This window comes from Pseudomonas sp. B21-047 (assembly GCF_024748775.1).
Taxonomy (GTDB): Bacteria; Pseudomonadota; Gammaproteobacteria; order Pseudomonadales; family Pseudomonadaceae; genus Aquipseudomonas; species Aquipseudomonas capeferrum.
Map to the genome: position 1 here is coordinate 3,015,850 of NZ_CP087169.1, position 23,219 is coordinate 3,039,068.

Sequence of the window (23,219 nt, forward strand, 5' to 3'; positions counted from 1 at the left end):
TCAACTCCCCTATTCGAGGCATTCGTGTCAAAAGGCATCCTTTCATCGGTCATGGCGTCTTGCTTGTTCGCTGTGATGTACTTCTATACCTCCCTGCTCACGCCGCTCGATGGCGAAGAGATCTTTGGCTGGCGCACGCTGTTGACGCTGCCCTGCCTCACCCTGTTCATGCTGGCCTCGAAGGACTGGAAACGGGTCGGCGAGCTGCTGGCGCGGGTGCGGCGCACACCGGTGCTGCTGCTGGGGATGGTCGGTACGTCCTGGCTTATGGGGGTGCAACTGTGGCTGTTCCTGTGGGCACCGCTGCATGGGCGCAGCCTGGAAGTGTCGATGGGCTACTTCCTGCTGCCGCTGACCATGGTCTTGACCGGCCGCCTGGTCTACGGCGAACGCCTGTCGCACCTGCAGAAGGTGGCGGTGTGCTGCGCTGCGCTGGGGGTCGGGCACGAGCTGTACCAGCATGGCAGCTTCGCCTGGGAAACCCTGGTGGTGATGATCGGCTACCCGATCTACTTCGTGCTGCGCCGACGCTGCCGCACCGACCACCTGGGCGGCCTGTGGTGCGACATGTGCCTGCTGTTGCCATGGGCGCTGTACTTCGTGATCCAGGGGCCGTTGTCAGCGGCGGACCTGCTTGCCCACCCTGGCCTTTACGCCTTGATCCCGGTATTGGGAGCGATCAGCGCCTCGGCCCTGATCGCCTATGTGCTGGCCAGCCGTCTGTTGCCGTTCAGCCTGTTTGGCCTGCTCAGCTACGTCGAGCCGGTATTGCTGGTGGGCGTGGCCCTGCTGCTGGGTGAAAGCATCGGCCCGGATCAGTGGCTGACTTACCTGCCGATCTGGGCCGCAGTGCTGGTACTGGTTGTGGAAGGTTTCAAGCACCTGCTGCGTCAGCGTCGCCGTTCGGTATAAGCCGTACCTGGCGCACGCGCCGCTCTTCAACAGCCTCCACAGTCATGATCCAGCCATTCCAGGCCAAGCGATCACCCACCACCGGCAGGCGGTCCAGCAAGCTCATCACCAGGCCCGCGAGGGTCTGGTAATCCTCGGTGGCACGGGCACTGAAGCCGGTACGTGCCTGGACCTGGCTGAGGTTCAGGGCGCCGCTGACGACAAAGCCTTCACCCTCCTCAACGATACCCGGGCCTTCCACTTCGCTGGCATCTGGCAACTCACCGGCAATCGACTCAAGGATATCGGTCATGGTCAGCAGGCCGGTGAAATCACCGAATTCGTTGACCACGAAGGCGATATGGGTAGATTGGCCACGCATCTGTTCAAGGGCGTTGAGGATGCTGAAGCTTTCCAGCAGGTTCAAAGGGGCCCGCGCCATGCGCTCCAGGTCTGGCTGGCTTCCCGACAGCAGCTCCTTGAACAACTCCTTCTTGTGCACGAAGCCCAGCGGCTCATCGATGCGACCATCGCGGATCAACGGGAGGCGTGAGTACGGCGAATTCGCCAGGGCTTCGGCTATGGCCGCGGCCGGCTGCGCAAGGTCGATCACATCGACTTCGGTGCGTGCGGTCATCACCGTGCGGATCGGCCGCTCGGCAAGGTTCAGTACACCACTGATCATTACCCGCTCCCGGCGGTCGAACAGCACCTCTTCGCCGCCGCCCCCGACCAGGTCGGCGATTTCTTCGCCCACCTCGTCGGCCTCGACCCGACGGCCACCCAGCAGGCGCAGTACCGCATGGGCAGTACGCTCACGCAGCGGCCGATGCTGCTGCAGGCTGCGTTTGCGGCGCGCGCGGGCCAACTGATTGAACACTTCGATCAGGATCGAGAAGCCAATGGCCGCGTACAGGTAGCCTTTCGGTATATGGAAGCCCAGGCCTTCGGCGGTCAGGCTGAAGCCGATCATCATCAAGAAGCCCAGGCACAGCATGATCACTGTCGGGTGGGCGTTGACGAAGCGGGTCAGCGGTTTGCTGGCGACAATCATGATGCCGATCGAGAAGATCACCGCAATCATCATGATCGACAGCTGCTCGACCATGCCCACGGCGGTGATCACGGCGTCCAGCGAGAACACCGCATCGAGCACGACGATTTGCGCAACAATCGGCCAGAACGCCGCGTGGCGTACCACGCCACTGGCCTGAGTGACGTGCCCTTCAAGCCGTTCGTGCAGCTCCATGGTGGCCTTGAACAGCAGGAATACACCACCGAACAGCATGATCAGGTCACGGCCCGAGAAGCTCTTGCCAAATACCTCGATCAGCGGCGCGGTCAGCGTCACCATCCACGAGATACTTGCCAACAAGCCCAGGCGCATGATCAGCGCCAGGCTCAAACCGATGATCCGCGCACGGTCGCGCTGATGGGGCGGCAACTTGTCGGCCAGGATGGCGATGAACACCAGGTTGTCGATACCCAGCACCAGCTCGAGGACGATAAGCGTCAACAGGCCTAGCCAGGCCGTGGGGTCGGCTAGCCATTCCATTACCGGGTACTCACAAGGGAAGCGTCACAGGGACGGTTGAAGGATGGCCGAGAAGGCCGAAGACTGGGGGGCTCCGCGAAGGTGCTCATAGTTACCTGGGTAGAAATTGGGTAAGCGATCGTACAATCACAGCAGGTTTTTCTGACAGTGAGAAACTATTACAAAACCTGTAACAGCCCATTGGGGACTTTTGTTCAATACGCCAGAGCATCGCAGCCCGAAGATGCTCGGCAACTCCCCTCACAGGATTGCCCTCATGAGTCTGTCTTTGTCCATGGCCGCTTTCGCGCTGGCGGCCTCGATCTCCCCTGGCCCGGTCAACATCGTCGCCCTGGGCAGCGGTGCCCGTCATGGCCTGCGCGCTAGCCTGGCCCATGTGGCCGGTGCGACGCTGGGGTTCTGCCTGCTGCTGGTACTGGTCGGGCTGGGCCTGCATGAACTGCTGCTGCACTGGCCGCTGCTGGGCGTGCTACTGCACTGGGGTGGGGTGGCTTTTTTGCTGTACATGGCCTGGAAACTGGCCAGCGATGATGGCCAGCTAGGTGGCGAGCACCGGCAGAGCGCGCCCTCGGCCTGGCATGGCGCAGCGATGCAGTGGCTCAACCCCAAGGCATGGCTGGCGGCGGTGGCGGGTGTCGGCGCCTACACCGGCGGCGAACAGCAACTGCTGTGGCTATTCACTTGGATCTATGGGCCGATCTGTTTTGTCTCGGTGGCCAGCTGGGCATGGGCCGGAAGCGTGATTCGCCAGTGCCTGGGCAACCCCCGGCAGATGCGCTTGCTGAACCGCGGGCTGGCCGTGTTGTTGGTTGCCAGTGCTGCGTATCTGGTCATCTGAGCGACGGGTCACTCTTGCAGTAATGCCCCGGTGTTGCCGCCAGGTGTCGCTTGAACGCACGCTGCAAGTGCGCCTGGTCGGCGAAACCGGCCGCCAGTGCCACTTCGGCAATAGCACGGCCCTTGCGCAGGTACGCCCGGGCGAGCTGCACGCGTTGGTCAACCAGGTAGCCATGGGGCGTCAGGCCGAAACGCTGGCGAAAGGCCCGAATCAGGTAAGACCGGGATAAGCCACTGGCCATGCAGATGTCTTCAAGGCTCAGTGGGTCGGTACGGTGTGCGCGAATGAAGGCAGCAGCTGCGTCCAGCCGAGGGTGTTCCGGCACGTTCAAAGCTGGCGTGGCACCTAGCAGGCTTGGCAGTGTGTCAAAAAATGTCGCTACGCGGCCTTCACGATCAGTCAGGTCGTCGTCGAACAGGTCTGCAAATACCTGTAAAACGCGGCTATAGAGGCGCGGCGAGGTGCTGCAGGTCTGTAAAGGCAGTTGAAAACCCAGCGCCTGCAGCCATGGCAGATCCACGAACAGCATCAGGTAAGACCAGGCCTGGCCCTCAATGGGGTTGCAGGTATGCACAACCCCAGGGTTCATCAGCACCGTAGCACCGGCGCTCACTTCGATCTGGCTATCGCCGGTCAGGTAAGTACTGCGCCCACCGGTGATGACGCCGATGGAAAAACTCTCATGGGAGTGGGCGGCGTAGCACACCTGGCGACCGTCCCCTACGCGCCGGGCTTCGACGAAGGGCAATGCCGGATCCCGCCAGAACCGCGACACCTCGATCATCACCCTGCCCTCATTCGCCGTCGTCGTGTACCACAACCAGCAACTGCGCCGGCTGCGGCCCCACAGAGCGCAGCCGGTGCGGCGTCTGGGCATTGAAATGCAAGGCATCACCCTGCTCCAGCAGCACCCGTTCGTTCATGAAATCCACCTCTACCTGGCCTGCATGAACGAACAGAAACTCCTCGCCCTGGTGCTCCTTGAACGTCGGGTCACTGAACTCGGTCGGCGGCTGGATCAGGAACGGCAACAGGCTGCGCTGACCCACCTGGCTGGTGAGTGCCGCGTACCCCGGCCCTGTGCCGTCGCCCACCAGGGCCTGGCGCTCAGCATGACGCACCAGGCTGTAACGGTGCTGCGCGGTTTGTTCTTCAGCGAACAATTCTTCGACATTGACGTTCAACGCTCGCGCCAGCTTCAGCGCCGCAGCGATCGACGGCGTGTTCAGGCCACGCTCGACCTTGGACAGGTAACTCTTGGTCATGCCGGTTTTCTCGGCCAGCAATTCCAGGGTCAGGCCCAGTTTCTTTCTCAGCAATTTCAATCGGATAGACATGTGACGCAGTTTTCCCAGGCGAAGGCAGATGCAAGGCTCGCGCGCACCGATGATACGTGGACTGCGCGCGAAATGCTGGCCCTGATCTCAAGGCATCACGGGCGGCACATACTGCAATGTCGTACCCAACGCCCACAGCAGCACCAGTACCAAGGGTGCATGCACCAGCAATTGCACGAACGAGAAGCCGATCAGGTCGCGCGCCTTGAGGCCCAGCACGCCCAGCAGCGGCAGCATGTAGAACGGGTTGATCAGGTTTGGCAGGGCTTCGGCAGCGTTGTAGATCTGCACGGCCCACCCCAGGTGATATTGCAGGTCATTGGCCACCAGCATCACATAGGGCGCCTCGATGATCCATTTGCCCCCGCCCGAGGGGATGAAGAAGCCCAGCACTGCCGAGTACACGCCCATCAGCACGGCGTAGGTATCGTGGGAGGCGATCTGTACGAAGAAGGTGGAAATGTGGTGGGCCAGGGTCTGTTCGTCCACGCCCTTGACCTGGGTGAGGATCGCCGCGATCGAGCCATACAACGGGAACTGGATTAGCACCCCGGTGGTGGTGGGCACGGCACGGGTCACCGCATCGAGGAAGCTGCGCGGGCGCCAGTGCAGCAAGGCACCCAGCATGATGAACAGGAAGTTGTAGGTGTTAAGCCCGGAGATGGCGGTGATTGCAGGCTTGGTGGCGAACTCCTGGTACAGCCAACCACCGGCCAGGGCCACCAGCAGCAAGGTCAGGATCGGGCTGTACTCCAGCCACTCGCCGGGCCGGCTGCGCTGGGCCGGTGGCGGCGCGGTGAAGCTTGGGTCGACGCCGCATTGTTCCGCCGTACGCGCGCTGGTCGCGCCTGGGGCGGTGGCATAGGCCACCACCAGCGATACGATCACCAGCGCCGCCAGCAGGACCCCCGACTGCCAGAGGAAGATGGTTTCGGTGAACGGAATCACCCCGGTGATCGACAGAATCGACGGCGGCAAGCTGGCCGGGTTGGCCTGCAGTTGCGCCGCCGACGACGAAAGGCCCAGCGCCCATACCGCGCCAAGCCCCAGGTAGGCAGCGGCGCCAGCGGCGCGGTAATCCATTTTCAGGTCAGTGCGGCGCGCCAGGGCGCGCACCAGCAGGCCTCCGAAGACCAGCGACAGGCCCCAATTGAGCAACGAGGCCAGCATCGAGACCAGCGCAACCCAGCACACCGCCGAACGGCCGTTGCTGGGGATACGCGCCAAGCGGTCGATCAGCCGAGCGGCAGGCGGCGAGCTGGCCACCACATAGCCGCCAATGACCACGAACGCCATCTGCATGGTGAACGGGATCAAGCTCCAGAAACCATCGCCGAAGGCCTTGGCGGTGTCGGTCGGTTTGGCGCCCATCACCAGGGCACCCAGGCACACCAGCACTACCGCAAGGGCGGCGAATACCCAGGAATCAGGGAACCAGCGTTCAGCCCAGTTGGAACAGCGCAAGGCAAAGCGGGCGGAACGGCTGTCTTGGATTTCAGCGGCCACAGTCATGTCCTTTTATTGGTTTTGTCGAACTGATCTTGAATCAACAGCAAAAACCCTGTGCAAGCTCGCTCGCACAGGGTTGATGATCACAGCAGAGGTTAGAACGTCATCTCTTTCACATCATCCGGCACGATCAGCTTGCCGGCGGTCTTCTCGATGATTTCTTCGACGCTCACCCCCGGCGCCGTCTCGCGCAGGATAAAGGCGCCATTGTCGATTTCCAGGTAGGCAAGGTCGGTCAGTACCTTGCGAATGCAACCGGCACCGGTCAACGGCAGGCTGCAACGCTCCAGCAACTTGGACTCACCGTCCTTGGAGGCGTGGGTCATGGTGACGATGATGTTGTCGGCACCGGCCACCAGGTCCATGGCGCCGCCCATGCCCTTGACCAGCTTGCCGGGGATCATCCACGAGGCGATGTTGCCTTGCACATCCACTTCGAAGGCGCCCAGCACGGTGAGGTCGACGTGGCCGCCACGGATCATGGCGAACGATTGCGCCGAATCGAAGATCGAGGCGCCACGGCGGGCGGTAACGGTCTGCTTGCCGGCGTTGATCATGTCGGCATCGATCGTGCTTTCGGTAGGGAACTCGCCCATGCCGAGCAAGCCGTTTTCCGACTGCAGCATGACATCCATATCGTCGGGTACGTAGTTGGCCACCAGGGTCGGAATGCCAATGCCAAGGTTGACGTAGTAGCCGTCCTTCAGTTCACGGGCGACGCGTTGCGCCATCTGTTCGCGGGTCAGTGCCATGGTCAGGATCTCTTTGTTGTTCTGAAGGATGGCGCTCAGGCCTTGACGGTGCGCTTTTCGATACGCTTTTCGAAGGTGCCGACAATCACGCGGTCCACGAAAATACCGGGGGTGTGGATCTCGCTGGGCAGCAGCACGCCCGGTTCGACGATCTCTTCCACTTCAACCACGGTGATCTTGCCGGCGGTGGCCGCCAGCGGGTTGAAGTTCTGCGCGGTGTTGCGGTACACCACGTTGCCGTAATGGTCGGCCTTCCAGCCCTTGACGATGGCGAAGTCACCGGTGATGGATTCTTCGAGAATGTAATGGCGGCCTTTGAATTCACGCACTTCCTTGCCATCGGCGACCGGGGTGCCATAGCCGGTGGCAGTGAAGAAGGCCGGGATGCCAGCGCCGCCGGCGCGCATTTTTTCGGCCAGGGTACCTTGTGGGGTGAGTTCGACTTCCAGTTCACCACTGAGCAGTTGGCGTTCGAATTCGGCGTTCTCGCCCACGTAGGAAGCGATCATCTTGCGAATCTGGCGCTCTTCCAGCAGTACCCCCAGGCCGAAACCATCGACACCGCAGTTGTTGGAGACCACGGTCAGGCCCTTGACACCACGGCGCTTGATCTCGTTGATGAGGTTTTCCGGGATGCCGCACAGGCCAAAGCCACCGGCCAGTACCGTCATGTTGTCGGTCAGGCCGTCAAGGGCCTCTTCATAGGTTGCTACGCGCTTGTCCAGTCCGGCCATGTTGATCCGCCTTTTGTAGTTGTTGAACCGACGAGGCTGTCGGTGAGCGTGTGCTGACATCTTCACCGCAGACGACTGATTTGTTAATTTTGTTTTCATCATTGATTGATAACGTTTTCAAAACAAACAGTAGGCCCGTCATGAACGTCAAGCAACTCCGCGCCTTCGTCGCCGTGGCCAAGTACCAAAGCTTCGCCCAGGCCGGCGAGCATCTGCATGTTTCGCAACCGGCATTGAGCCTGACCATCAAGGCCCTTGAGGAAAACCTCGGCGGCGCCTTGCTCAGCCGCACCACCCGCAGTGTCAGCCTGACGGCCGAAGGTGAAGTACTGCTGCCACTGGCGCGGCGCCTGCTGGCCGACTGGGACGACACCGAAGAACTGCTGCGCCAGCGCTTCACCCTGCAACTGGGGCGGGTTTCAGTGGCGGCTATGCCGGCTTTTGCAGGCAACTTGCTGCCCCGCTCGCTCAAGGTGTTTCGCCAGCGCTACCCGAAGGTCAACGTCACCGTGCACGATGTGATCAACGAACAGGTACTGGAACTGGTGCGCCATCGTCGCGTCGAACTGGGCATCGGCTTCGAACCGGACAACACCGATGGCCTGGCCTTCTACCCGTTGTACATGGACCGCTTCGTCGCCGTGGTACCCGCCGACTCACCGTTGGCATTGTTGCCCAGGGTCAGTTGGGCGCAACTGCTGGCCGAAGATTTCATTGCCTTGCAGCGCCCTTCGGCGGTGCGTCTGCTGATGGAACAGAACGTTGCGGCCAGGCACGGCAAACTGGCAGTGGCGTTCGAAAGCCATCAGCTGTCGACCATTGGGCGCATGGTTGCCAGTGGCCTGGGCGTCAGCGCAGTACCGGCGCTGTGCATCAACCAGATGCAGGAGCTCGGCGCCCGCTGCCTGCCCTTGGTCGAGCCCTCGGTTGAACGGCGCATCGGTGTCATTGCCCTGAGCGAGCACAAATTGTCCACCGCAGCGCAAGCGCTGCTCGAGGTACTGCTTTCCCATACCCTGATCCCGGAGGTGACATGCGACACGTGAAACTGGCAGGTTCGAGCGTTCCGGCCATTGGCCAGGGCACCTGGTACATGGGTGAAGACCCCGGCCGCCGTGCAGCAGAGGTGTCTGCCCTGCAACAGGGTATCGAGCTTGGCCTGAGCCTGATCGATACCGCTGAAATGTATGCCGAGGGCGGCGCGGAGGAAGTGGTCGGCCAGGCCATCGCCGGGCGTCGCGACCAGGTGTTTCTGGTCAGCAAGGTCTACCCGCACAATGCCAGTACGCGGGGCGTGCCGGCTGCCTGCGAGCGCAGCCTCAAACGCCTGGGTACCGACTGCATCGACCTGTACCTGCTGCATTGGCGTGGCCAGCATCCACTTGAACAGACCGTCGAGGCGTTCGAGCGCCTGCGCGAACAGGGCAAGATCAAGCGCTGGGGGGTGTCCAACTTCGACGTCGATGACCTGCGCGAGTTGAACAACCCCGATTGCGCCACCAACCAGGTGCTGTACAACCCGACGCAGCGCGGCATCGAGTTCGACCTGCTGCCGTGGAGCCAGAAGCGTGCATTGCCAACCATGGCGTACTGCCCACTGGCTCAGGCCGGGCAGTTGCTGCAGCATCCTGTGCTGCTGGAGATCGCCGAGCGCCATGGCGCGTCAACGGCCCAGGTCAGTCTGGCCTGGGTGACACGTGAAGATGGGGTGATCGCCATTCCCAAGGCGGTAGCGCCAGAACATGTGCGGCTGAATGCGGCGGCGGGTGTGCTGACCTTGAGCAGCGAAGACCTACGGGCAATCGACCGGGCGTTTCCACCGCCGGCCCGCAAACAACGGTTGGCGATGGTCTGACCGACACCGCCCTTGGGAGCGGCTCAGTGAAAATCGCGGCTACGAACATCCAGCCCCTGCAGCAAGGGGCTGACATCCTCCAGCCGCCGGGCGATCAGGTGGCGAACGCCATTCTCCTGCTCCAGCCGCCCGCTCACCTTGAGCAATTGCGAGCCCACCAATGCTCGCCGCTGCCGCTCGGCCAAGTCACGCCACACCACCACATTGACCATGCCGTACTCATCCTCCAACGTCACGAACGTCACCCCGCTGGCGGTTTGCGGGCGTTGCCTGCCCACCACCAGCCCGGCCACGGCAATGCTGTCGCCATGCTCGACAGCAGCCAGCTCGCACGAACTGCGACAGCCCAAGGCGCGCAAGCGTGGGCGCAGCAGTGTCAACGGGTGTGGCCCAAGCGTGGTACCCAAGGTCTGATAATCGCTGACAAGGTCTTCACCTACGGTCGGCGCCGGTAGCGCCACCGCGCCCTCTGGCGCTGCGTCCACTTCAGCGAACAAGGGCAGTTGCGGTTGCACCGCCGCCACCTGCCAGCGCGCCTGGTGGCGGTCACGCGCCAGGGCCCTCAGTGCCCCGGCGTCCGCCAGGCGGGCGCGGGCACGCTGGTCGAGCCCTGCACGCAGGCACAGATCTTCGACATCGCGCCAGGGCCGTTGCGCCCTCGCCTGGTCCAGGCGCCGAGCATCGGCCTCGGCAAAGCCCCGAATCTGCCGCAACCCCAGGCGAATGGCTAGGGCATTGTCAGCCACGCGCTCGAGCGTGCAATCCCACTCGCTGTGAAACACATCCACCGGCCGCACCTCGATACCTTGGCGCCTGGCCTCCTGCAGCAGTTGGTCGGGGCTGTAGAAACCCATGGGCCAACTGTTGACCAACGCACAGGTGAAAATGGCCGGCTCATGGCACTTGAGCCAACTGCTCGCATAACACAGCAAGGCAAAGCTGGCCGCGTGAGACTCAGGAAAGCCATAGCTGCCGAAGCCCTTGATCTGCTCGAAGATGCGCTCGGCAAACGACAAGTCGTAACCATTGCGCAACATGCCTTGTATCAGCCGCTCACGGTGCGGCTCCAGCCCACCGTGGCGCTTCCAGGCGGCCATGCTGCGCCGCAACTGGTCGGCCTCGCCCGGGCTGTAGTCGGCAGCCACCATGGCCAGTTCCATGACCTGTTCCTGAAACAGCGGCACCCCCAGGGTACGCTCGAACACTTCCTGCAACTTCGGCGAGGGGTAGGTGACCGGTTCCTGCTTCAGGCGCCTGCGCAAGTAAGGGTGGACCATGTCGCCCTGGATCGGCCCGGGGCGCACGATGGCCACCTCGATCACCAGGTCGTAGAAGGTGGTGGGCTTGAGCCGAGGCAACATGGCCATTTGCGCCCGTGATTCGATCTGGAACACGCCCATGGTCTCGGCCCGGCTGATCATCGCGTAGGTAGCCGGGTCCTCAGCTGGAATGCTCGCCAAGGTCAGCTGCCGGCCACGGTGGCGTTGCAGCAAGTCGAAACAACGGCGCAAGGCGCTGAGCATGCCCAGGGCCAGCACATCGACCTTGAGCAGCCCGACCATGTCCAGGTCGTCCTTGTCCCACTGGATCACCGTGCGGTCTTGCATCGCGGCGTTTTCCACCGGCACCAGTTGGTCCAGCGGTTGCTGCGAGATGACAAAGCCGCCAGGGTGTTGCGACAGGTGCCGGGGAAAGCCGATCAGCTCAGCGGCCAGAATCAGCACCCGCCGCAACGATGGGCTGCTGGCCTCGAAACCCGCTTCGGCCAAGCGCTGTGCATCGGGGATGCGATCGCTCCAGCGGCCGCAGCACTTGGCCAGTGCATCCACCTGATCGGCCGGCAGCCCCAGTACCCGCGCCACATCACGCACCGCACCGGCAGCGTGATAGGTGTTGACCACTGCGGTGAGTGCGGCGCGATGCCGGCCATAGCGACGAAACACGTACTGGATCACTTCTTCGCGGCGGTCGTGCTCGAAGTCCACGTCGATGTCGGGCGGCTCGTTGCGCTCGCGTGACAGGAATCGCTCGAAGAGCAGGCGGTGCTGCATGGGGTCGAGTTCGGTAATCCCCAGCACGAAACACACCACCGAGTTGGCTGCCGAACCCCGGCCCTGGCAGAGGATATGCTGGCTGCGGGCGAAGGCGACGATGTCGTGCACGGTCAGGAAGTAGCTTTCGTAAGCCAGCTCTTCGATCAATGCCAGCTCGCGTGCCAGCACTTCGCGCACCTTGTCGCTCGGCCCGGCCGGCCAGCGCAACGGCAAGCCTCGCTCGCACAGTTCGCGCAGCCAGCTTGCGGGGGTATGGCTTTCGGGCACCAGCTCACGCGGGTACTGGTACTTGAGTTCGCTGAGGTCGAAACGGCAGCGTTCGGCAATGGCCAGGGTCTCGGCCAGCAAATCGGCGGGGTACAGCTCCTGCAGCTGCTGCGGGGTGCGCAGGTGGCGCTCGCCATTGGCGAACAGGTGGCGCCCGGCCTCGGCTACCTGGCAGTGCTGGCGGATGGCGGTCATGCAATCCTGCAGGGCACGGCGACCGCGTACGTGCATGTGCACGTCGCCGCAGGCCACGGCGCGGATACCGACCTTGCCCGCCAGTTCGCGAAGCTTGCCAAGGCGCACTTCATCATTACTGCCACGGTGCAGGTGCACCGCCAGCCAGAGCCGCTCGGCGAACAACGTGTGCAGCCAGTAGCCAGGCGCAGAGTCATCGGGGTCGTCGGCAATCCATAGCGCCAGCAACCCTTGATTGTGCGCGCGCAGGTCATCGCCGAACACCTGATACGCGCCCTTTTCCGCCCGCCGTCGCCCACGGGTAATCAGTGCGCACAGGCTCTGGTAGCCCGCCAGGTTTTCCGCCAGCAGCACCAGCCTGGGGCCATCCTGCAGGCGTATTTCACTGCCAACAATCAGTTGTAGCTGGTGCTCCTTGGCCGCCTGCCAGGCGCGCACGATACCGGCCAGGGTGCACTCATCGGTGATCGCCAAGGCTTGGTAGCCCTGCTCGCGGGCACGCCGGAACAACTCATCGGCACTCGACGCACCCCGCTGGAAGCTGAAGTTCGACAGGCAATGCAATTCGGCATAGCCGAATGTATTCATGCGAACCAACCTTGCAGCCACAAGGGACCTGGCTGGCTAAGGTCACGGTAGGCCCAGCCACGCAGCCCTTCGCGGGTTTCGATGCGGTAGTAGTCGCGACGCACGTCGCCACCGTCCCACCAGCCCGATTCGATGCGCTCGGCTTGGCCCAACAAGCGGTGCCCTGCGTCGTCAAGTGCCAAAGGCGTCGGGAGCAGCCAGCCGGGGCGGCTACCTGGCATCAGTTGCAGGCTCGCGCGTGCGCCCTGCTCCACCGCTTGCCAGGCACATTCGGGGCGATGGTCGGCCTCGGCGCTCAGCCCTTTTACCGCCTCATCGCCCAAGCGCGCACGCAACCGCTCACGCAGCTGCTCCCAAGGCTGCGCCTGCTGCGCGCGGGGGTCGAACAGCGCCTGGTGCTGGGGCACGAAGGGTGGCAAGTCATCGGCGACCAGGCGCAGGTTGCGTACCGGGGCGCGCAGCTGCAGCGGCTCCAGCCGCCCTTTGGCCAACTCGAAGAGCATGCCGGCATCACGCTCGGCCGCCAGCAGGCCCACCTGCAGTTGCGTGTCAGGCCCATCGGCATGCTCCAGGTGCAGGCAGAAGCGTTGCACGCCGCAATCGCGCCCGGCCAGGAAGGCGCCAAGGTCATTGAGCATTCTGCGCAATGGGAACAGCAGCGCCTGGTGCGATTCAACGTCAAAGTTCAGCTCCAGACGCGCTTCGAAGCGGTCAGGCGGCTGGTAGAAAGCCAACCCCAGGTTACGCAGGCCCAGCAACTGGTCCAAGTGCAGCTGTACCTGGGCAGAAAAGCGTTTGGCCAGGGCATCGCGAGGCAAGGCCATGACCTGGCCGAGCTGGCGCAGCCCCATGCGGGCAAAGGCCTCGGCGGCCTCCTGAGGCAGCCCGACACGCTCGATTGGCATGCGTGCCAGCACTGCGCGCGCCTCTTCGGCGCAGGTCACCGCCAAGCCATCGTGGCCATTGGCGAGCATGCGCGCCGCCACCGGGTTGCTGGCCAGCACAATGCGCTGACGCAAGCCCAACTCGCCAAGCTCTTGGCGCAGCCGTGCCTCGAACAAGGGCCAGGGGCCGAACAATTGCAGGCTGGAGCCTACTTCAAGCAGCAGCGCCCGTGGGTAATGCAGGCTCACCTGGGCGCTGAAGCGATAGGCCCAGGCTGCCAGCAGTTGTTGCAACTGTTCGATGCGTTTGCCGTCGGCCTCCACGCAGGTGAAGCCATCGGCCAGGGCACGGGCTGCTGTCAGGGTCTGCCCGGCACGCAGGCCCAATGCCGCAGCAGCGGGGTTGACCGCCTGCAAGACGCGCCGCTGAGTGGGGCCGCCAATCAGCACCAGTGGCGTATCGGGGTCGTCGCGTTCACGCAGCACTGTGTCCAGCGCCAGCTGTGGCAGCAGAATGCAGGCCCAGAGCATGATGCATCAGCCCTGCCCGGGGCAGGCGATGGGCAGCGCCGGGGGCATGCCACCTCGGCTCTTGAGCACGCGCCATTGTGCTGGCCGGGTGTCGATGGCAATGCGCAAAGCGGCTGGCGACGGGTTGTTTGCCGCCTGCTGCGGGCGGCAGGCGAAGGCCAGCGCCTGGCCGGTCTCGGCGGCCACCTGCAGGCGCCGCAGTGCACGGTCATCGGCGCGTTCTGGCCAGCACAGCACGGCGGCGCAACTGCCCGAGCGCAGGCATTGCTCAGCCGCCCAGAGCGCGTCGACCGGCGCGGCGGCGACCTGGACCAGCCAGCGTAAATCCACCCCCGCTGCCTGCCAGGCCGGGGCAAAGGGAATAAACGGCGGCGCGACCAGCACTACCCGCCCGCCTTCAGCGGTCAGGCGTGCCAGCGAAGGCCACAGCAACTGCAGCTCACCGCAACCGGGGCTGGCCAGCAACAGTTCGCTGAGCGCTGCGGCCGGCCAGCCGCCCTCGGCAAGGCGTTGGTCCAGCGCGGCATGGCCGGTGGGCTGCAACCCCAGGGGCCGAGCCTGAACCTGCCGACCGCGCCAGACCTGACGCTGGTCGAGCAGCCTGTCGAGATCGACCACCGCGCCCATCAGTCGCGCCTCAGCAGGCCGCAGAACACGCCTTCGATGAAGAACGCCTGTTCAGGCCCCACATCGATCGGCGCATAGGCCGGGTTGCGTGGCAGCAGCCGGTAACCACCGGCCTGGCGCTGCAAGCGCTTGATGGTCACCTCGCCGTCCAGGCGAGCAACCACGACCTGCCCGTCACGGGCCTCGCCCTGCTGGCGAATGCCGACCAGGTCACCGTCGAAGATGCCGTCGTCGATCATCGAGTCACCGCGCACCTTCAACAGGTAATCGGGAGTGCGCCGGAACAGGCTGGGGTCGATCAGCAATTGCTCGTGGATACCGAGGTCCGGGCCGATCGGCGCACCTGCGGCGACCTGGCCCAACACGGGCACTTCGAGTATTTCCGGGCGGCGCAGGGGCTGGGCCAGGCGAATGCCACGCGCCTGGTTTGGCGTGACGTCGATGTAACCGGCCTGGCACAGGGCGGTGATGTGCTTGCGCGCGACACTGCGCGAGGCAAAGCCGAAGCGCGTGGCGATGTCGGCGAGGCTCGGCGGCTGGCCGTGGTCGGTGATGCGCTCACGAATGAATTCGAGAATGGCGCGGCGTTTGGGGGTCATATTGTCCATGGAGCACATTTGTACTCTTTTCCCAGCGCACTGAACAGCCCCCTTCGTCGTCAGCTTTGGTTATGATCGTTGGGCTTGTGTTTTTTCATACCTGGATACCTGATGCTGACTGCCCTGCTGTTCGACCTCGACGGAACCCTTACCGATACCGATACCCTGCACTTGCAGGCTTTCCGCCAGTTGCTGCGTGAGCATGATGGCCGCGAACTTTCCCAGGCCCAGTTCGATGCGCAGGTTAGTGGCCGGGCCAACGGCGAACTGTTCGCCGAGCTGTTTGCCGATGCCAGCCCACAGGAGTGCCTGGCACTGGCAGACCGCAAAGAGGCGTTGTTCCGCTCGCTGGCGCCATCGCTCGAGCCGATGCCAGGGCTGTTGCGCCTGCTGGAGCACGCCCAGGCCTATGGCCTGGGCATGTGCGTGGTCACCAACGCGCCGCGGCTCAATGCCGAGCACATGTTGCAGGCCATGGGGCTGGGGGCACGTTTCGAGCATGTGCTGGTGGCCGAAGAGCTTGAACGTGCCAAGCCGGACCCGCTGCCCTACCTGACCGGGCTGCAGCGCCTTGGCGCGGTGGCCGGTCAGGCGCTGGCCTTCGAGGACTCGCTGCCTGGGGTCCGGGCTGCCAGCGGGGCGGGTATCTTTACGGTGGGAGTTGCCACGACGCAGACAGCCGAACGGCTGATGGAGGCGGGTGCTGGGTTGGTGATTCGGGACTTTGATGATCCGCGGTTGTGGGCGTTGATTGAATCGATGGGGTGATGGCTTTGGCGCATGCCTTGAGCGCTCTAGGCGCTGAATATCCCAAGCCATACCCCCAGCTGCCATTACCCCCACGACCTGCCAAACTAGACAATCCCACCCGCCCCTGCCCCAGGCCCCCACATGCTCATCGACGAAGAACTGACCCTGAAAAAGCTGGAAACCTTCCTCGCCTTCATGCGCAGTGGCAACCTCGGCCGGGCCGCCGCCGAACTGGCCACCAGTGCCGTCAGCGTGCACCGCGCCATCCACTCGCTGGAAAACGCCCTGCGTTGCCCCCTGTTCAAGCACGAAGGCCGCCAGCTGATCCCGCTGGAGAGCGCCTACGTGCTGGAAAAAAAAGCCCGCCAGCTGATCCAGGACGCCGAGCAGATGGTCCGCCACACCCGCGAGGCCGCAGGCTTCTATGCCGAACGCTTCCGCCTTGGCGCCCTGTATTCGCTGACCGTGAAGACCGTGCCAAAACTGGTCATGGGCCTGAAGCTACGCCGCAGCGAGCTCAACATCGACCTGACCCTGGGCTCGAACGTCGACCTGCTGCAACGCCTGAAAAACCACGAACTGGAGGCCATCCTGGTATCGCTCGACGAAAGTGTCAGCGACCCCGCCTGCGAGCAACTGCCGCTGTTCTCCGACGATATCTTCCTCGCCGTCCCCACCGACTCGCCCTTTGCCGAACAAGCCGAGGTGGACCTGGCAGACCTCGCCGACTCCACGTTCATCACCCTGACCCAAGGCTTCGCCACCCACCGTGACGGTGCGCGGGTATTCCAGCAGGCAGGGTTCGAGCCCAAGGTGGCCATGCAGGTGAACGATATCTTCACCCTGCTGAGCATGGTCAGCTCGGGCGTGGGCTTTGCCCTGCTGCCAGGGCGGATCGCAGCGGTGTACGAGAACCGGGTGCGGCTGATTGCCCTGCAGCCGCGCTATCGTCTGCAACAACATATCGGCGTGGTGTTTTTGAAAGCACGGGAGCGGGAACCGAACCTGCTGGCGTTGCTGGCGCAATGCAGGATGTACAGCCGGGAAAACTGAACAAGGCCTGCAGGGCTTTTGCACGCCAGCACCGATTACACCACCTGCCGTGCAGCGCGTCGGCCTGAACCGGCATGGCGCCCTTGCAGCAGAACGGCCAGCGCAGCCAGCACCGCCGGCACAAGCAACGACGCGAACACCTGCGCGAAGCTCCACCCCATTGCCAGCATCTGGGCGCCGGCAAACGCACTGAGAATCGCCCCGAAACGGCCGATGCCACTCATCCAGCTGGCACCGGTCGCGCGCGCTTCGGTCGGGTAGAACGCTGCCGCCAGCGCATTCATGCCCACACTGGCACCATTGAGGCCAAAGCCCACGGCCCAGGCAATCGTGCACAGCCAGGTGAAGTCCCCGGCCACCTGGCCAATGGCGAAGATCACTGCGCCGCTGAACAGGAAGGTCAGCATCAGCACGCGTTGCGGGTTGCAGCGGTCCATGGCCCAGCCCACCGAAATCGCCCCCAGCGGCCCGCCGATCTGGAAGCAGGCGGTGACGATGGCCGCTTCGGCTACCGAGAAGCCACCGCCCTCCTTCACCAGAGTGGGCAACCAGCCGCTGAACAGGTAGACCAGAAACAACGCCAGCACGTAGCCGGTCCAGAGCATGAAGGTGCCGAAGCGATAGCGCGGCGAAAGGATGGTGCCAATTGCCCCACCGCTGCGCGGCGTGCTGGGCGGCAGCACAAAAGTGCTGTCGGCGCTGATGCGCCCCGGCGCCAGGCGGCTGACAATGGCGCGTACGCGTCGCACATCGGCACCCTTGCTGACCAGGAAGGTGACCGATTCGGGCAGCCGCCAGCACAGCAACGGCAAGGTCAGCAGCGGCAGCACGCCCCCCAGCACCAGCACACTGCGCCAGCCCAGGTTCGGGATCATCCAGGCACTGACAAAGCCGCCTGCCGCCGCGCCCAGGGAAAAACCGCAGAACGCCAGGGTGATCAGCAACGAGCGGCTGCGCGCCGGCGCGTATTCGCTGACCAGGGTGCTGGCATTGGGCATGGCGGCGCCCAAGCCCAGCCCGGTGAGAAAACGCAGGGCCACCAGGGTTTCAAGGTTGGGCGAAAACGCCGAAGCCAGGGTCCAGACGCCAAACAGCAGGACGCTGCCCAGCAAGACCGCCTTGCGCCCGTAGCGATCTGCCAGGGGGCCGGCGATCAAGGCCCCGAGCGCCAGGCCGATGAGGGCGGCGCTCAGCACCGGGCCCAGGCTTTGCGCGTTCAGGCCCCAGTCGCTTTTCAGCTGCGGGGCGATGAAACCGATGATGGCGACGTCCAGCCCGTCCAGGGCGATGATCAGAAACCCCAGAAAGACCACCCACTTCTGGTAGCGGCCGATGGGTTGCTGGTCGATCAGTTGGCGCACATCGATAGCGTTGTTCATGGGTATCACCTGTTGTTGTTTTTATGCGGGTGCAGGGCCCCGGTGGCATTAGCGGTGAGCGAGGCTGTGCAGCCGCACCGGCCTGATGATCCGCGTCTCCTGGGCCACCACCAGGTCACGGGTGGCGTGCAGGTAGGCGGCGAAGTCCGGGTCGGCATCGCGGGCGGCGCTGCGCGTTTCGAAGTCCTCCAGGCTGTCGTAGCCCCACAGGTGCACCACCTGGTTCAGCGGGCCGATGCTGCTGGTGTAGAAGGCCAGTGGCGCCCCCAGATGGCGCAGCAGAATCGGCATCGCCAACTGGTCGAAGGCCTCGAGAAACGCCGCCATGCCACGTGGGCGGATGGTGTAGATCCGATGGTCGACTATGGCCTTGTCCATCACGCCACCTCCCGTGCATTGGCCGCAGTCGCCAGGCCTTGTTCGACGCCTGCCAGATGGCGCCCGGTGATGTAGCCAAAGGTCATGATCGGCCCCAGGGTGATGCCTGCACCGGGGTAGTTGCCGCCCATGATGCTGGCGCGGTCGTTGCCAACGGCATACAGCCCCTCGATGGCCCGCTCATCGGTGCCAAGCACTTCGCCGACCACACTGGTGCGGATCCCGTCGAAGGTACCCAAGTCGCCCATGATCACCTTCACGGCAAAGTAAGGCCCCTCGCCCAGCGGCGCCACGCAAGGGTTGGGCGTGTGTTGCGGGTCGGCCAGATAACGATTGAAGCGGGTAGTGCCACGCCCGAACTGGCGGTCCTCACCCTGAACGGCGCCCAGGTTGTACTCACGCACGGTCTGCTCCAGCCCGGCGGCATCGATCCCGGCCTTGCCGGCCAGCGCTGCGAGGCTGCGCCCCTTGAGCAGGTAGCCATTGCGCAACAGCGGCCCCAGCGGCATTGGCGCGGACTTGGCGAAGCCCAGGCCATACTTGGCCAGGGTGCGGCGGTCACAAACCAGCCACATGGCGGTTTCCGGCTGCTCGGCACAGGCGTCGATCAACGCTGCCCCCACATCGTGGTAGGAATTCGATTCGTTGGTGAAGCGCTTGCCCGAGCGCAGCACCCCGATCACACCGGGCTTGTAACGATCGAGCAAATGCGGAAAGGCAACGTAGCGCCCTGTCCCCATGGGCACTTTCGATACCGGCATCCAGGCCGCTGCGGCTTGCAGGCGGATATCGACCTTGGCGCCCAATGCTTCGGCCATGCGGGCACCATCACCCGTGTTTCCTTCAGGCACCGGCGAAAAATGCTCACCGCCGCGACGCACATGCGGGTAGGCCTGCTTCAACCGCTGCAGGTCGTGGGAGAACCCGCCACAAGCCAGCACCACAGCCCGCCGCGCTTCGATACGCAGCTCGCTGTCGCCTTGCTTGGCCAACACCCCCGTGACCCGATTGCCTTCAAGTAACAGTTGCCTGGCCGGGGTGCCGGTCAGAATCGGAATACCCAGGTCCAGCGCCGACCTCACCAGCCGCGCCGCCAAGGCATTGCCGCTGGTGACCTGAGTACCACGCCGGTACAGCGCCAGCTCTTTGAAATGGGTCAGCAAGCGCTTGGCCACATAAGCGAACGACGTCAGTGAACGCGTGACATTGAAGAAGTGCTTGAGGTCGGCATTCGACGAGTTGAACATCATGCCGATGAAAGTGATGGTCTTGAGCGGTGGCCGCAGGCGTGCCATGTCTGGCCCCAGGCCCCGGATATCGTAGGGCGCCGCCAGTATCGAGCGGCCGACCTCAACGCCACCCTCCACCTGCGGGTGGTAGTCGGGGTACAGGGTGGGGACGAATTTGACGGCTGTCTCGCGCTCGAAGAAGTCCACCATCCGTGGCCCGTGGCGCAGAAACGCCTTGACCGCCGCTTCGTCGAAGCAGTCGCCGGTTTCGTTGCGCAAGTAGGTAAGTGCCGCCGCCTCGCTGTCGTTTACCCCATGTCGGCTGCACGGCACCCACAGCACCCCGCCGGAAAACGCCGTGGTGCCGCCGAAGCAGTCCGCCTTCTCGATCACGATCACATCCAGGCCGTGCTTTTTCGCGGTGATCGCCGTCGCCAGGCCACCGGCCCCCGCCCCCACCACCAGTACATCGCAGCTGCGCGTGTTCATGGGCGAACGCCCTCGAAGCCTGGGCGTGGGATCAATGCCATGGGCATGCTCTCCAACCCACCATCGACGGTCAGCTCGGCACCGTTGATGTAGTCGGCACGTGGGCTGGCGAGAAACAGGACTGCTTCAGCGATGTCCTGCGGCTCGCCGATCCGCTGGTTGGCGGTCATGGCGCTGCGCTGGCGCTCGATGTGCGGGTCGGCGTAGAACGCGGCCGACAACGGCGTGCGGATTAACCCGGGGCACACCGCATTGCTACGCACCCCGCGCGGGCCCCACTCCACGGCTATTTGCCGCGACAACAGGCTGACACCGGCCTTGGCCGCGCTGTAGGCACCGCTGTTGGGTTGTGGGTAATGAGCGGCGATGGACGCAATATGCACGATGCGCCCCTGGCCACGGGCAAGCATCGAACGGCCGAAGGCCTGGGAACACAGCAGGTAGCCGCTGAGGTTGACCGCCAGTACCTGGTTCCATTGCTCCAGGCTCAGCGTTTCAAGGGCACCGGGGCGCAACACGCTGGCGTTGTTGACCAGTACATCGCAGCGACCGTGCAGCGCCTGCACCTGTGCCGCCGCCTGGCTGACGCTGTCGGGGTCGGCGATGTCGCAGCCCAGCGCGCTGACCTCGCCGACGCTGTGCTCGCCCAGGGTCGCCGCCAGCTCGCGGCATTTATCCAGGTCGCGATCCAGCAACACCACATGGGCATGCTGCCCCACCAACGCGGAAGCCAGGGCCGCGCCAATGCCGCCGGCCGCGCCGGTTACCACGCAAACGGCAGAGTCCAGGCCCAGCCAGTGATCAGTCGTCATCTTGTTGTTATGCATGCTGCTCTCCAGAGTGTCGCTTCATCTGGCAAACAGCCTAGGGCTGGCACGTGCCTGGGCAGAATGGACAAAACCTGCAACCCACCCCACATTCCCGACAATTTCGTCCACTGGCCCTTAACCCGGCAAGCCGCTGTGGCACAGTAGCCGGGTATCGATCACAACAATAACTACAAGACCATGAACAAGATCCCCAACTACGCCCTGTACGGCGAAACCGCGCAGCCGGTGTGGCACGAGTCCCTGCATGTGGAGTCGATCTCGCAACGCTCCGGCGCCCACAACTGGGAGATTGCCGCGCACCGTCATGAAGGCCTGCTGCAGCTGCTGTACCTGCAAAGCGGGGCCGGTGAAGTGCTGTTCGACAGTGACCACGTGCAGGCCCGGGCGCCCTGCGTGGTGTACGTGCCGGCGCAGGTGGTGCATGGTTTTCATTGGGCCGGCGCGGTCGAGGGCCAGGTGATCACGGCGGCGCAGCATCCGCTGGAAAGTATCGCCCAGGTACTGGCACCCAACCTGCTGGCACAGGTGCGCAAACCCCAGGTGATCGCCCTGCCGCAGTGGGACGCCGACGAAGACCCGCTGCTACCGCTGTGCCGCGCACTGCGTGAGGAATACCACAACCGCGCCCGCGAGCATGTGGCGTGCAGCATGTCGCTGCTGCTGACGCTGATGATCCAGGTGTTGCGCCACGAGCCGCAGGCCCGCGCCGGCGAGCAGCGTCTACCGTCGAGGCGCAGCCAGCAACTGACCAGGTTCCGTGAGCTGGTGGACATGCACTACCGCGCGCATTGGTCGCTCGGTGATTACGCCGGTGAGCTCGGGCTGACCTTGGCCACGCTGGGGCGGCTGTGCCAGGAGCATCTGGGCATGACGCCGATGAATGTCATCAATGCCCGCCTGGTGTTGGAGGCCAAACGGGCGCTGGGGCATTCGAGCCTCAGTGTGAAAGAGATCGCCCATGAGCTGGGGTTTGTCGATGTGGGCTACTTCAGCCGGTTTTTCCGCAAGCACTCAGGGGTGAGCCCGAGTGGGTTTCGTGAGGCCGCAGGGCGAAAGGGCCCGTAATTTCGCACAGCACCTTCAAGCCTCCAGCGCCTGCTGCACCTGGCCCACTGTCGCCGCCAAGCGCTGCAGATGCAGGCTCAACACCCGCTCCACCGGCGCCTGGTCCTCCGGCCAGTGCAAGGCAATGCTACCCGCCAGCCGCCCCTCAACCCGTACCGGCAACGCGATCGCCCGGATCAGGAACGGCAACCGCACCGGGTACTCCCAGTGCCCCTCGGTGCGCTGACCAAAGCCCTTGTGCGCATCGTCCTCGATATCGCGCAACAGTGTTTCATCACCCAACTGCTGGTGGCTGGCCAGGCGCTGCACTTCGTCGCTGTGCATTTCCCCCAGGCATGCCCGCCCCATTGCCGAGTGAAACAGGCTGGCATGGTGCCCGACGATCTGGCAGTTGTTCGGGTAGCGCTTGCGCAGCACCAGGGGGATGGCGCTTTCCATCACTTCAAGGCGCTCGCCATCGAAGCACGACAGGTCCGCCACCAGCCCGGTGCGCTCGCTCAGTTCCAGCAACCAGGGCGCTGCGTGTTCGACCAGGCGCCGCTTCAAACGCAACTGGCGGTCACCGAACAGGCGCCGGGCGCACAGGCGATAACGCCGATCACTCAAGCCCCGGTAGACCCAGCCCTGCTCCTGCAAGGTGGCCAGCATTCGCGACACCGTGGCCTTGGGCAGGGCCGTCAGGTAATGCAACTCCTCCAGCCCTAACGCCTGGTGTTCGCCGAGCAAATCGACGATGGCCAGCGCCCGCTCCACCGAGCGCACGCCGCCGCTGTCTGTCGTGGTGCCCATGTGTCTGACCTCCCTGTCTCTGCGTGGATGGTCATGATGCC

At 64.1% G+C, this 23,219-nt stretch carries 22 protein-coding genes; 7 read left to right on the forward strand and 15 right to left on the reverse strand.

What is annotated here, in order from left to right; genetic code table 11:
* Positions 1-24 precede the first annotated feature (24 nt).
* Positions 25-912 (forward strand): EamA family transporter RarD, encoded by an 888-nt coding sequence (rarD, locus tag LOY26_RS13545; protein WP_033698026.1) that lies wholly within the window; start codon positions 25-27, stop codon positions 910-912.
* On the opposite strand, the gene LOY26_RS13550 is transcribed toward rarD, so the two are convergent.
* Positions 875-2,446 (reverse strand): TerC family protein, encoded by a 1,572-nt coding sequence (locus LOY26_RS13550; protein ID WP_186653598.1) that lies wholly within the window; start codon positions 2,444-2,446, stop codon positions 875-877. The genes rarD and LOY26_RS13550 overlap by 38 nt on opposite strands.
* Positions 2,447-2,702: 256 nt before the next feature.
* Between LOY26_RS13550 and LOY26_RS13555 the strand changes: the two genes are divergently transcribed.
* Entirely contained in the window at positions 2,703-3,284 is a 582-nt protein-coding gene (locus tag LOY26_RS13555) for a LysE family translocator (protein WP_186653605.1), read from the forward strand.
* Here the strand turns inward: LOY26_RS13555 and LOY26_RS13560 are convergent.
* The 5 genes from LOY26_RS13560 to LOY26_RS13580 form a co-directional block, all read right to left on the reverse strand.
* Positions 3,277-4,068: an AraC family transcriptional regulator gene (locus tag LOY26_RS13560; RefSeq protein WP_186665269.1), complete on the reverse strand. Its 792-nt coding sequence runs from the start codon at positions 4,066-4,068 to the stop codon at positions 3,277-3,279. The genes LOY26_RS13555 and LOY26_RS13560 overlap by 8 nt on opposite strands.
* A gap of 10 nt (positions 4,069-4,078) precedes the next feature.
* Positions 4,079-4,621 (reverse strand): helix-turn-helix domain-containing protein, encoded by a 543-nt coding sequence (locus tag LOY26_RS13565; RefSeq protein WP_186653613.1) that lies wholly within the window; start codon positions 4,619-4,621, stop codon positions 4,079-4,081.
* An 87-nt stretch (positions 4,622-4,708) separates the two neighbouring features.
* On the reverse strand, positions 4,709-6,133 hold the full coding sequence (locus LOY26_RS13570) for a short-chain fatty acid transporter (protein WP_186653616.1): 1,425 nt from the start codon (positions 6,131-6,133) through the stop codon (positions 4,709-4,711).
* Between the two features lie 92 nt (positions 6,134-6,225).
* Positions 6,226-6,882 (reverse strand): CoA transferase subunit B, encoded by a 657-nt coding sequence (locus LOY26_RS13575; protein ID WP_258713643.1) that lies wholly within the window; start codon positions 6,880-6,882, stop codon positions 6,226-6,228.
* A gap of 35 nt (positions 6,883-6,917) precedes the next feature.
* Complete coding sequence (locus LOY26_RS13580) at positions 6,918-7,616, reverse strand: CoA transferase subunit A (protein ID WP_033698034.1); 699 nt, start codon at positions 7,614-7,616, stop codon at positions 6,918-6,920.
* Positions 7,617-7,756: 140 nt separating this feature from the next.
* On the opposite strand from LOY26_RS13580, the gene LOY26_RS13585 reads away from it, so the two are divergent.
* Both LOY26_RS13585 and LOY26_RS13590 read left to right on the forward strand, forming a co-directional pair.
* Positions 7,757-8,662 (forward strand): LysR family transcriptional regulator, encoded by a 906-nt coding sequence (locus LOY26_RS13585; protein ID WP_186653621.1) that lies wholly within the window; start codon positions 7,757-7,759, stop codon positions 8,660-8,662.
* The gene (locus tag LOY26_RS13590; RefSeq protein ID WP_047583225.1) at positions 8,650-9,471 is read left to right on the forward strand and encodes an aldo/keto reductase; all 822 of its coding nucleotides are present in this window, start codon (positions 8,650-8,652) and stop codon (positions 9,469-9,471) included. The genes LOY26_RS13585 and LOY26_RS13590 overlap by 13 nt, the downstream gene beginning before the upstream one ends.
* A gap of 23 nt (positions 9,472-9,494) precedes the next feature.
* Here the strand turns inward: LOY26_RS13590 and LOY26_RS13595 are convergent, their stop codons facing one another.
* Genes LOY26_RS13595 through lexA form a run of 4 tightly spaced genes read right to left on the reverse strand, consistent with a single transcriptional unit; the run spans position 9,495 to position 15,234 of the window.
* The gene (locus tag LOY26_RS13595; protein ID WP_258713644.1) at positions 9,495-12,575 is read right to left on the reverse strand and encodes an error-prone DNA polymerase; all 3,081 of its coding nucleotides are present in this window, start codon (positions 12,573-12,575) and stop codon (positions 9,495-9,497) included.
* A complete protein-coding gene (locus LOY26_RS13600; protein WP_258713645.1) occupies positions 12,572-13,990 on the reverse strand; it encodes a DNA polymerase Y family protein in 1,419 nt (472 codons plus the stop codon). Before LOY26_RS13600 ends, LOY26_RS13595 begins: the two co-directional genes overlap by 4 nt.
* A gap of 6 nt (positions 13,991-13,996) precedes the next feature.
* Positions 13,997-14,617, reverse strand: coding sequence for a translesion DNA synthesis-associated protein ImuA (gene imuA, locus LOY26_RS13605; RefSeq protein ID WP_047583090.1), 621 nt, complete (start codon positions 14,615-14,617; stop codon positions 13,997-13,999).
* The gene (gene lexA, locus LOY26_RS13610) at positions 14,617-15,234 is read right to left on the reverse strand and encodes a transcriptional repressor LexA (protein ID WP_033698044.1); all 618 of its coding nucleotides are present in this window, start codon (positions 15,232-15,234) and stop codon (positions 14,617-14,619) included. Before lexA ends, imuA begins: the two co-directional genes overlap by 1 nt.
* A 93-nt stretch (positions 15,235-15,327) precedes the next feature.
* On the opposite strand from lexA, the gene LOY26_RS13615 reads away from it, so the two are divergent.
* Positions 15,328-15,984: an HAD family phosphatase gene (locus tag LOY26_RS13615; RefSeq protein ID WP_033698046.1), complete on the forward strand. Its 657-nt coding sequence runs from the start codon at positions 15,328-15,330 to the stop codon at positions 15,982-15,984.
* Positions 15,985-16,107: 123 nt separating this feature from the next.
* Positions 16,108-17,019, forward strand: coding sequence for a LysR substrate-binding domain-containing protein (locus tag LOY26_RS13620; protein ID WP_186653628.1), 912 nt, complete (start codon positions 16,108-16,110; stop codon positions 17,017-17,019).
* A 35-nt stretch (positions 17,020-17,054) separates the two neighbouring features.
* Here LOY26_RS13620 and LOY26_RS13625 read toward each other — a convergent pair whose 3' ends face one another.
* Genes LOY26_RS13625 through LOY26_RS13640 form a run of 4 tightly spaced genes read right to left on the reverse strand, consistent with a single transcriptional unit; the run spans position 17,055 to position 21,321 of the window.
* Positions 17,055-18,398, reverse strand: a complete 1,344-nt coding sequence (locus tag LOY26_RS13625) for an MFS transporter (RefSeq protein ID WP_186653630.1) — start codon at positions 18,396-18,398, stop codon at positions 17,055-17,057.
* Positions 18,399-18,446: 48 nt separating this feature from the next.
* Complete coding sequence (locus tag LOY26_RS13630) at positions 18,447-18,776, reverse strand: NIPSNAP family protein (RefSeq protein WP_186653632.1); 330 nt, start codon at positions 18,774-18,776, stop codon at positions 18,447-18,449.
* Positions 18,776-20,494, reverse strand: a complete 1,719-nt coding sequence (locus LOY26_RS13635; RefSeq protein WP_258713646.1) for an FAD-dependent oxidoreductase — start codon at positions 20,492-20,494, stop codon at positions 18,776-18,778. Before LOY26_RS13635 ends, LOY26_RS13630 begins: the two co-directional genes overlap by 1 nt.
* Positions 20,491-21,321, reverse strand: a complete 831-nt coding sequence (locus LOY26_RS13640; protein WP_186665253.1) for an SDR family NAD(P)-dependent oxidoreductase — start codon at positions 21,319-21,321, stop codon at positions 20,491-20,493. The genes LOY26_RS13635 and LOY26_RS13640 overlap by 4 nt, the downstream gene beginning before the upstream one ends.
* Before the next feature lie 180 nt (positions 21,322-21,501).
* Between LOY26_RS13640 and LOY26_RS13645 the strand changes: the two genes are divergently transcribed.
* Positions 21,502-22,389, forward strand: a complete 888-nt coding sequence (locus tag LOY26_RS13645; RefSeq protein WP_186653641.1) for a helix-turn-helix domain-containing protein — start codon at positions 21,502-21,504, stop codon at positions 22,387-22,389.
* A 15-nt stretch (positions 22,390-22,404) separates the two neighbouring features.
* On the opposite strand, the gene LOY26_RS13650 is transcribed toward LOY26_RS13645, so the two are convergent.
* A complete protein-coding gene (locus tag LOY26_RS13650; RefSeq protein WP_033698056.1) occupies positions 22,405-23,178 on the reverse strand; it encodes an IclR family transcriptional regulator in 774 nt (257 codons plus the stop codon).
* Positions 23,179-23,219 lie beyond the last annotated feature (41 nt).

What these genes read in the sequence shown, in the direction of transcription:
- LOY26_RS13550 (WP_186653598.1), bottom strand. Translation starts at nt 2,446, where the DNA reads ATGGAATGGCTAGCCGACCCCACGGCCTGGCTAGGCCTGTTGACGCTT.
- LOY26_RS13555 (WP_186653605.1), top strand. Translation starts at nt 2,703, where the DNA reads ATGAGTCTGTCTTTGTCCATGGCCGCTTTCGCGCTGGCGGCCTCGATC.
- LOY26_RS13560 (WP_186665269.1), bottom strand. Translation starts at nt 4,068, where the DNA reads ATGATCGAGGTGTCGCGGTTCTGGCGGGATCCGGCATTGCCCTTCGTC.
- LOY26_RS13565 (WP_186653613.1), bottom strand. Translation starts at nt 4,621, where the DNA reads ATGTCTATCCGATTGAAATTGCTGAGAAAGAAACTGGGCCTGACCCTG.
- LOY26_RS13570 (WP_186653616.1), bottom strand. Translation starts at nt 6,133, where the DNA reads ATGACTGTGGCCGCTGAAATCCAAGACAGCCGTTCCGCCCGCTTTGCC.
- LOY26_RS13575 (WP_258713643.1), bottom strand. Translation starts at nt 6,882, where the DNA reads ATGGCACTGACCCGCGAACAGATGGCGCAACGCGTCGCCCGTGAACTG.
- LOY26_RS13580 (WP_033698034.1), bottom strand. Translation starts at nt 7,616, where the DNA reads ATGGCCGGACTGGACAAGCGCGTAGCAACCTATGAAGAGGCCCTTGAC.
- LOY26_RS13585 (WP_186653621.1), top strand. Translation starts at nt 7,757, where the DNA reads ATGAACGTCAAGCAACTCCGCGCCTTCGTCGCCGTGGCCAAGTACCAA.
- LOY26_RS13590 (WP_047583225.1), top strand. Translation starts at nt 8,650, where the DNA reads ATGCGACACGTGAAACTGGCAGGTTCGAGCGTTCCGGCCATTGGCCAG.
- LOY26_RS13595 (WP_258713644.1), bottom strand. Translation starts at nt 12,575, where the DNA reads ATGAATACATTCGGCTATGCCGAATTGCATTGCCTGTCGAACTTCAGC.
- LOY26_RS13600 (WP_258713645.1), bottom strand. Translation starts at nt 13,990, where the DNA reads ATGCTCTGGGCCTGCATTCTGCTGCCACAGCTGGCGCTGGACACAGTG.
- imuA (WP_047583090.1), bottom strand. Translation starts at nt 14,617, where the DNA reads ATGGGCGCGGTGGTCGATCTCGACAGGCTGCTCGACCAGCGTCAGGTC.
- lexA (WP_033698044.1), bottom strand. Translation starts at nt 15,234, where the DNA reads ATGTGCTCCATGGACAATATGACCCCCAAACGCCGCGCCATTCTCGAA.
- LOY26_RS13615 (WP_033698046.1), top strand. Translation starts at nt 15,328, where the DNA reads ATGCTGACTGCCCTGCTGTTCGACCTCGACGGAACCCTTACCGATACC.
- LOY26_RS13620 (WP_186653628.1), top strand. Translation starts at nt 16,108, where the DNA reads ATGCTCATCGACGAAGAACTGACCCTGAAAAAGCTGGAAACCTTCCTC.
- LOY26_RS13625 (WP_186653630.1), bottom strand. Translation starts at nt 18,398, where the DNA reads ATGAACAACGCTATCGATGTGCGCCAACTGATCGACCAGCAACCCATC.
- LOY26_RS13630 (WP_186653632.1), bottom strand. Translation starts at nt 18,776, where the DNA reads ATGGACAAGGCCATAGTCGACCATCGGATCTACACCATCCGCCCACGT.
- LOY26_RS13635 (WP_258713646.1), bottom strand. Translation starts at nt 20,494, where the DNA reads ATGAACACGCGCAGCTGCGATGTACTGGTGGTGGGGGCGGGGGCCGGT.
- LOY26_RS13640 (WP_186665253.1), bottom strand. Translation starts at nt 21,321, where the DNA reads ATGCATAACAACAAGATGACGACTGATCACTGGCTGGGCCTGGACTCT.
- LOY26_RS13645 (WP_186653641.1), top strand. Translation starts at nt 21,502, where the DNA reads ATGAACAAGATCCCCAACTACGCCCTGTACGGCGAAACCGCGCAGCCG.
- LOY26_RS13650 (WP_033698056.1), bottom strand. Translation starts at nt 23,178, where the DNA reads ATGGGCACCACGACAGACAGCGGCGGCGTGCGCTCGGTGGAGCGGGCG.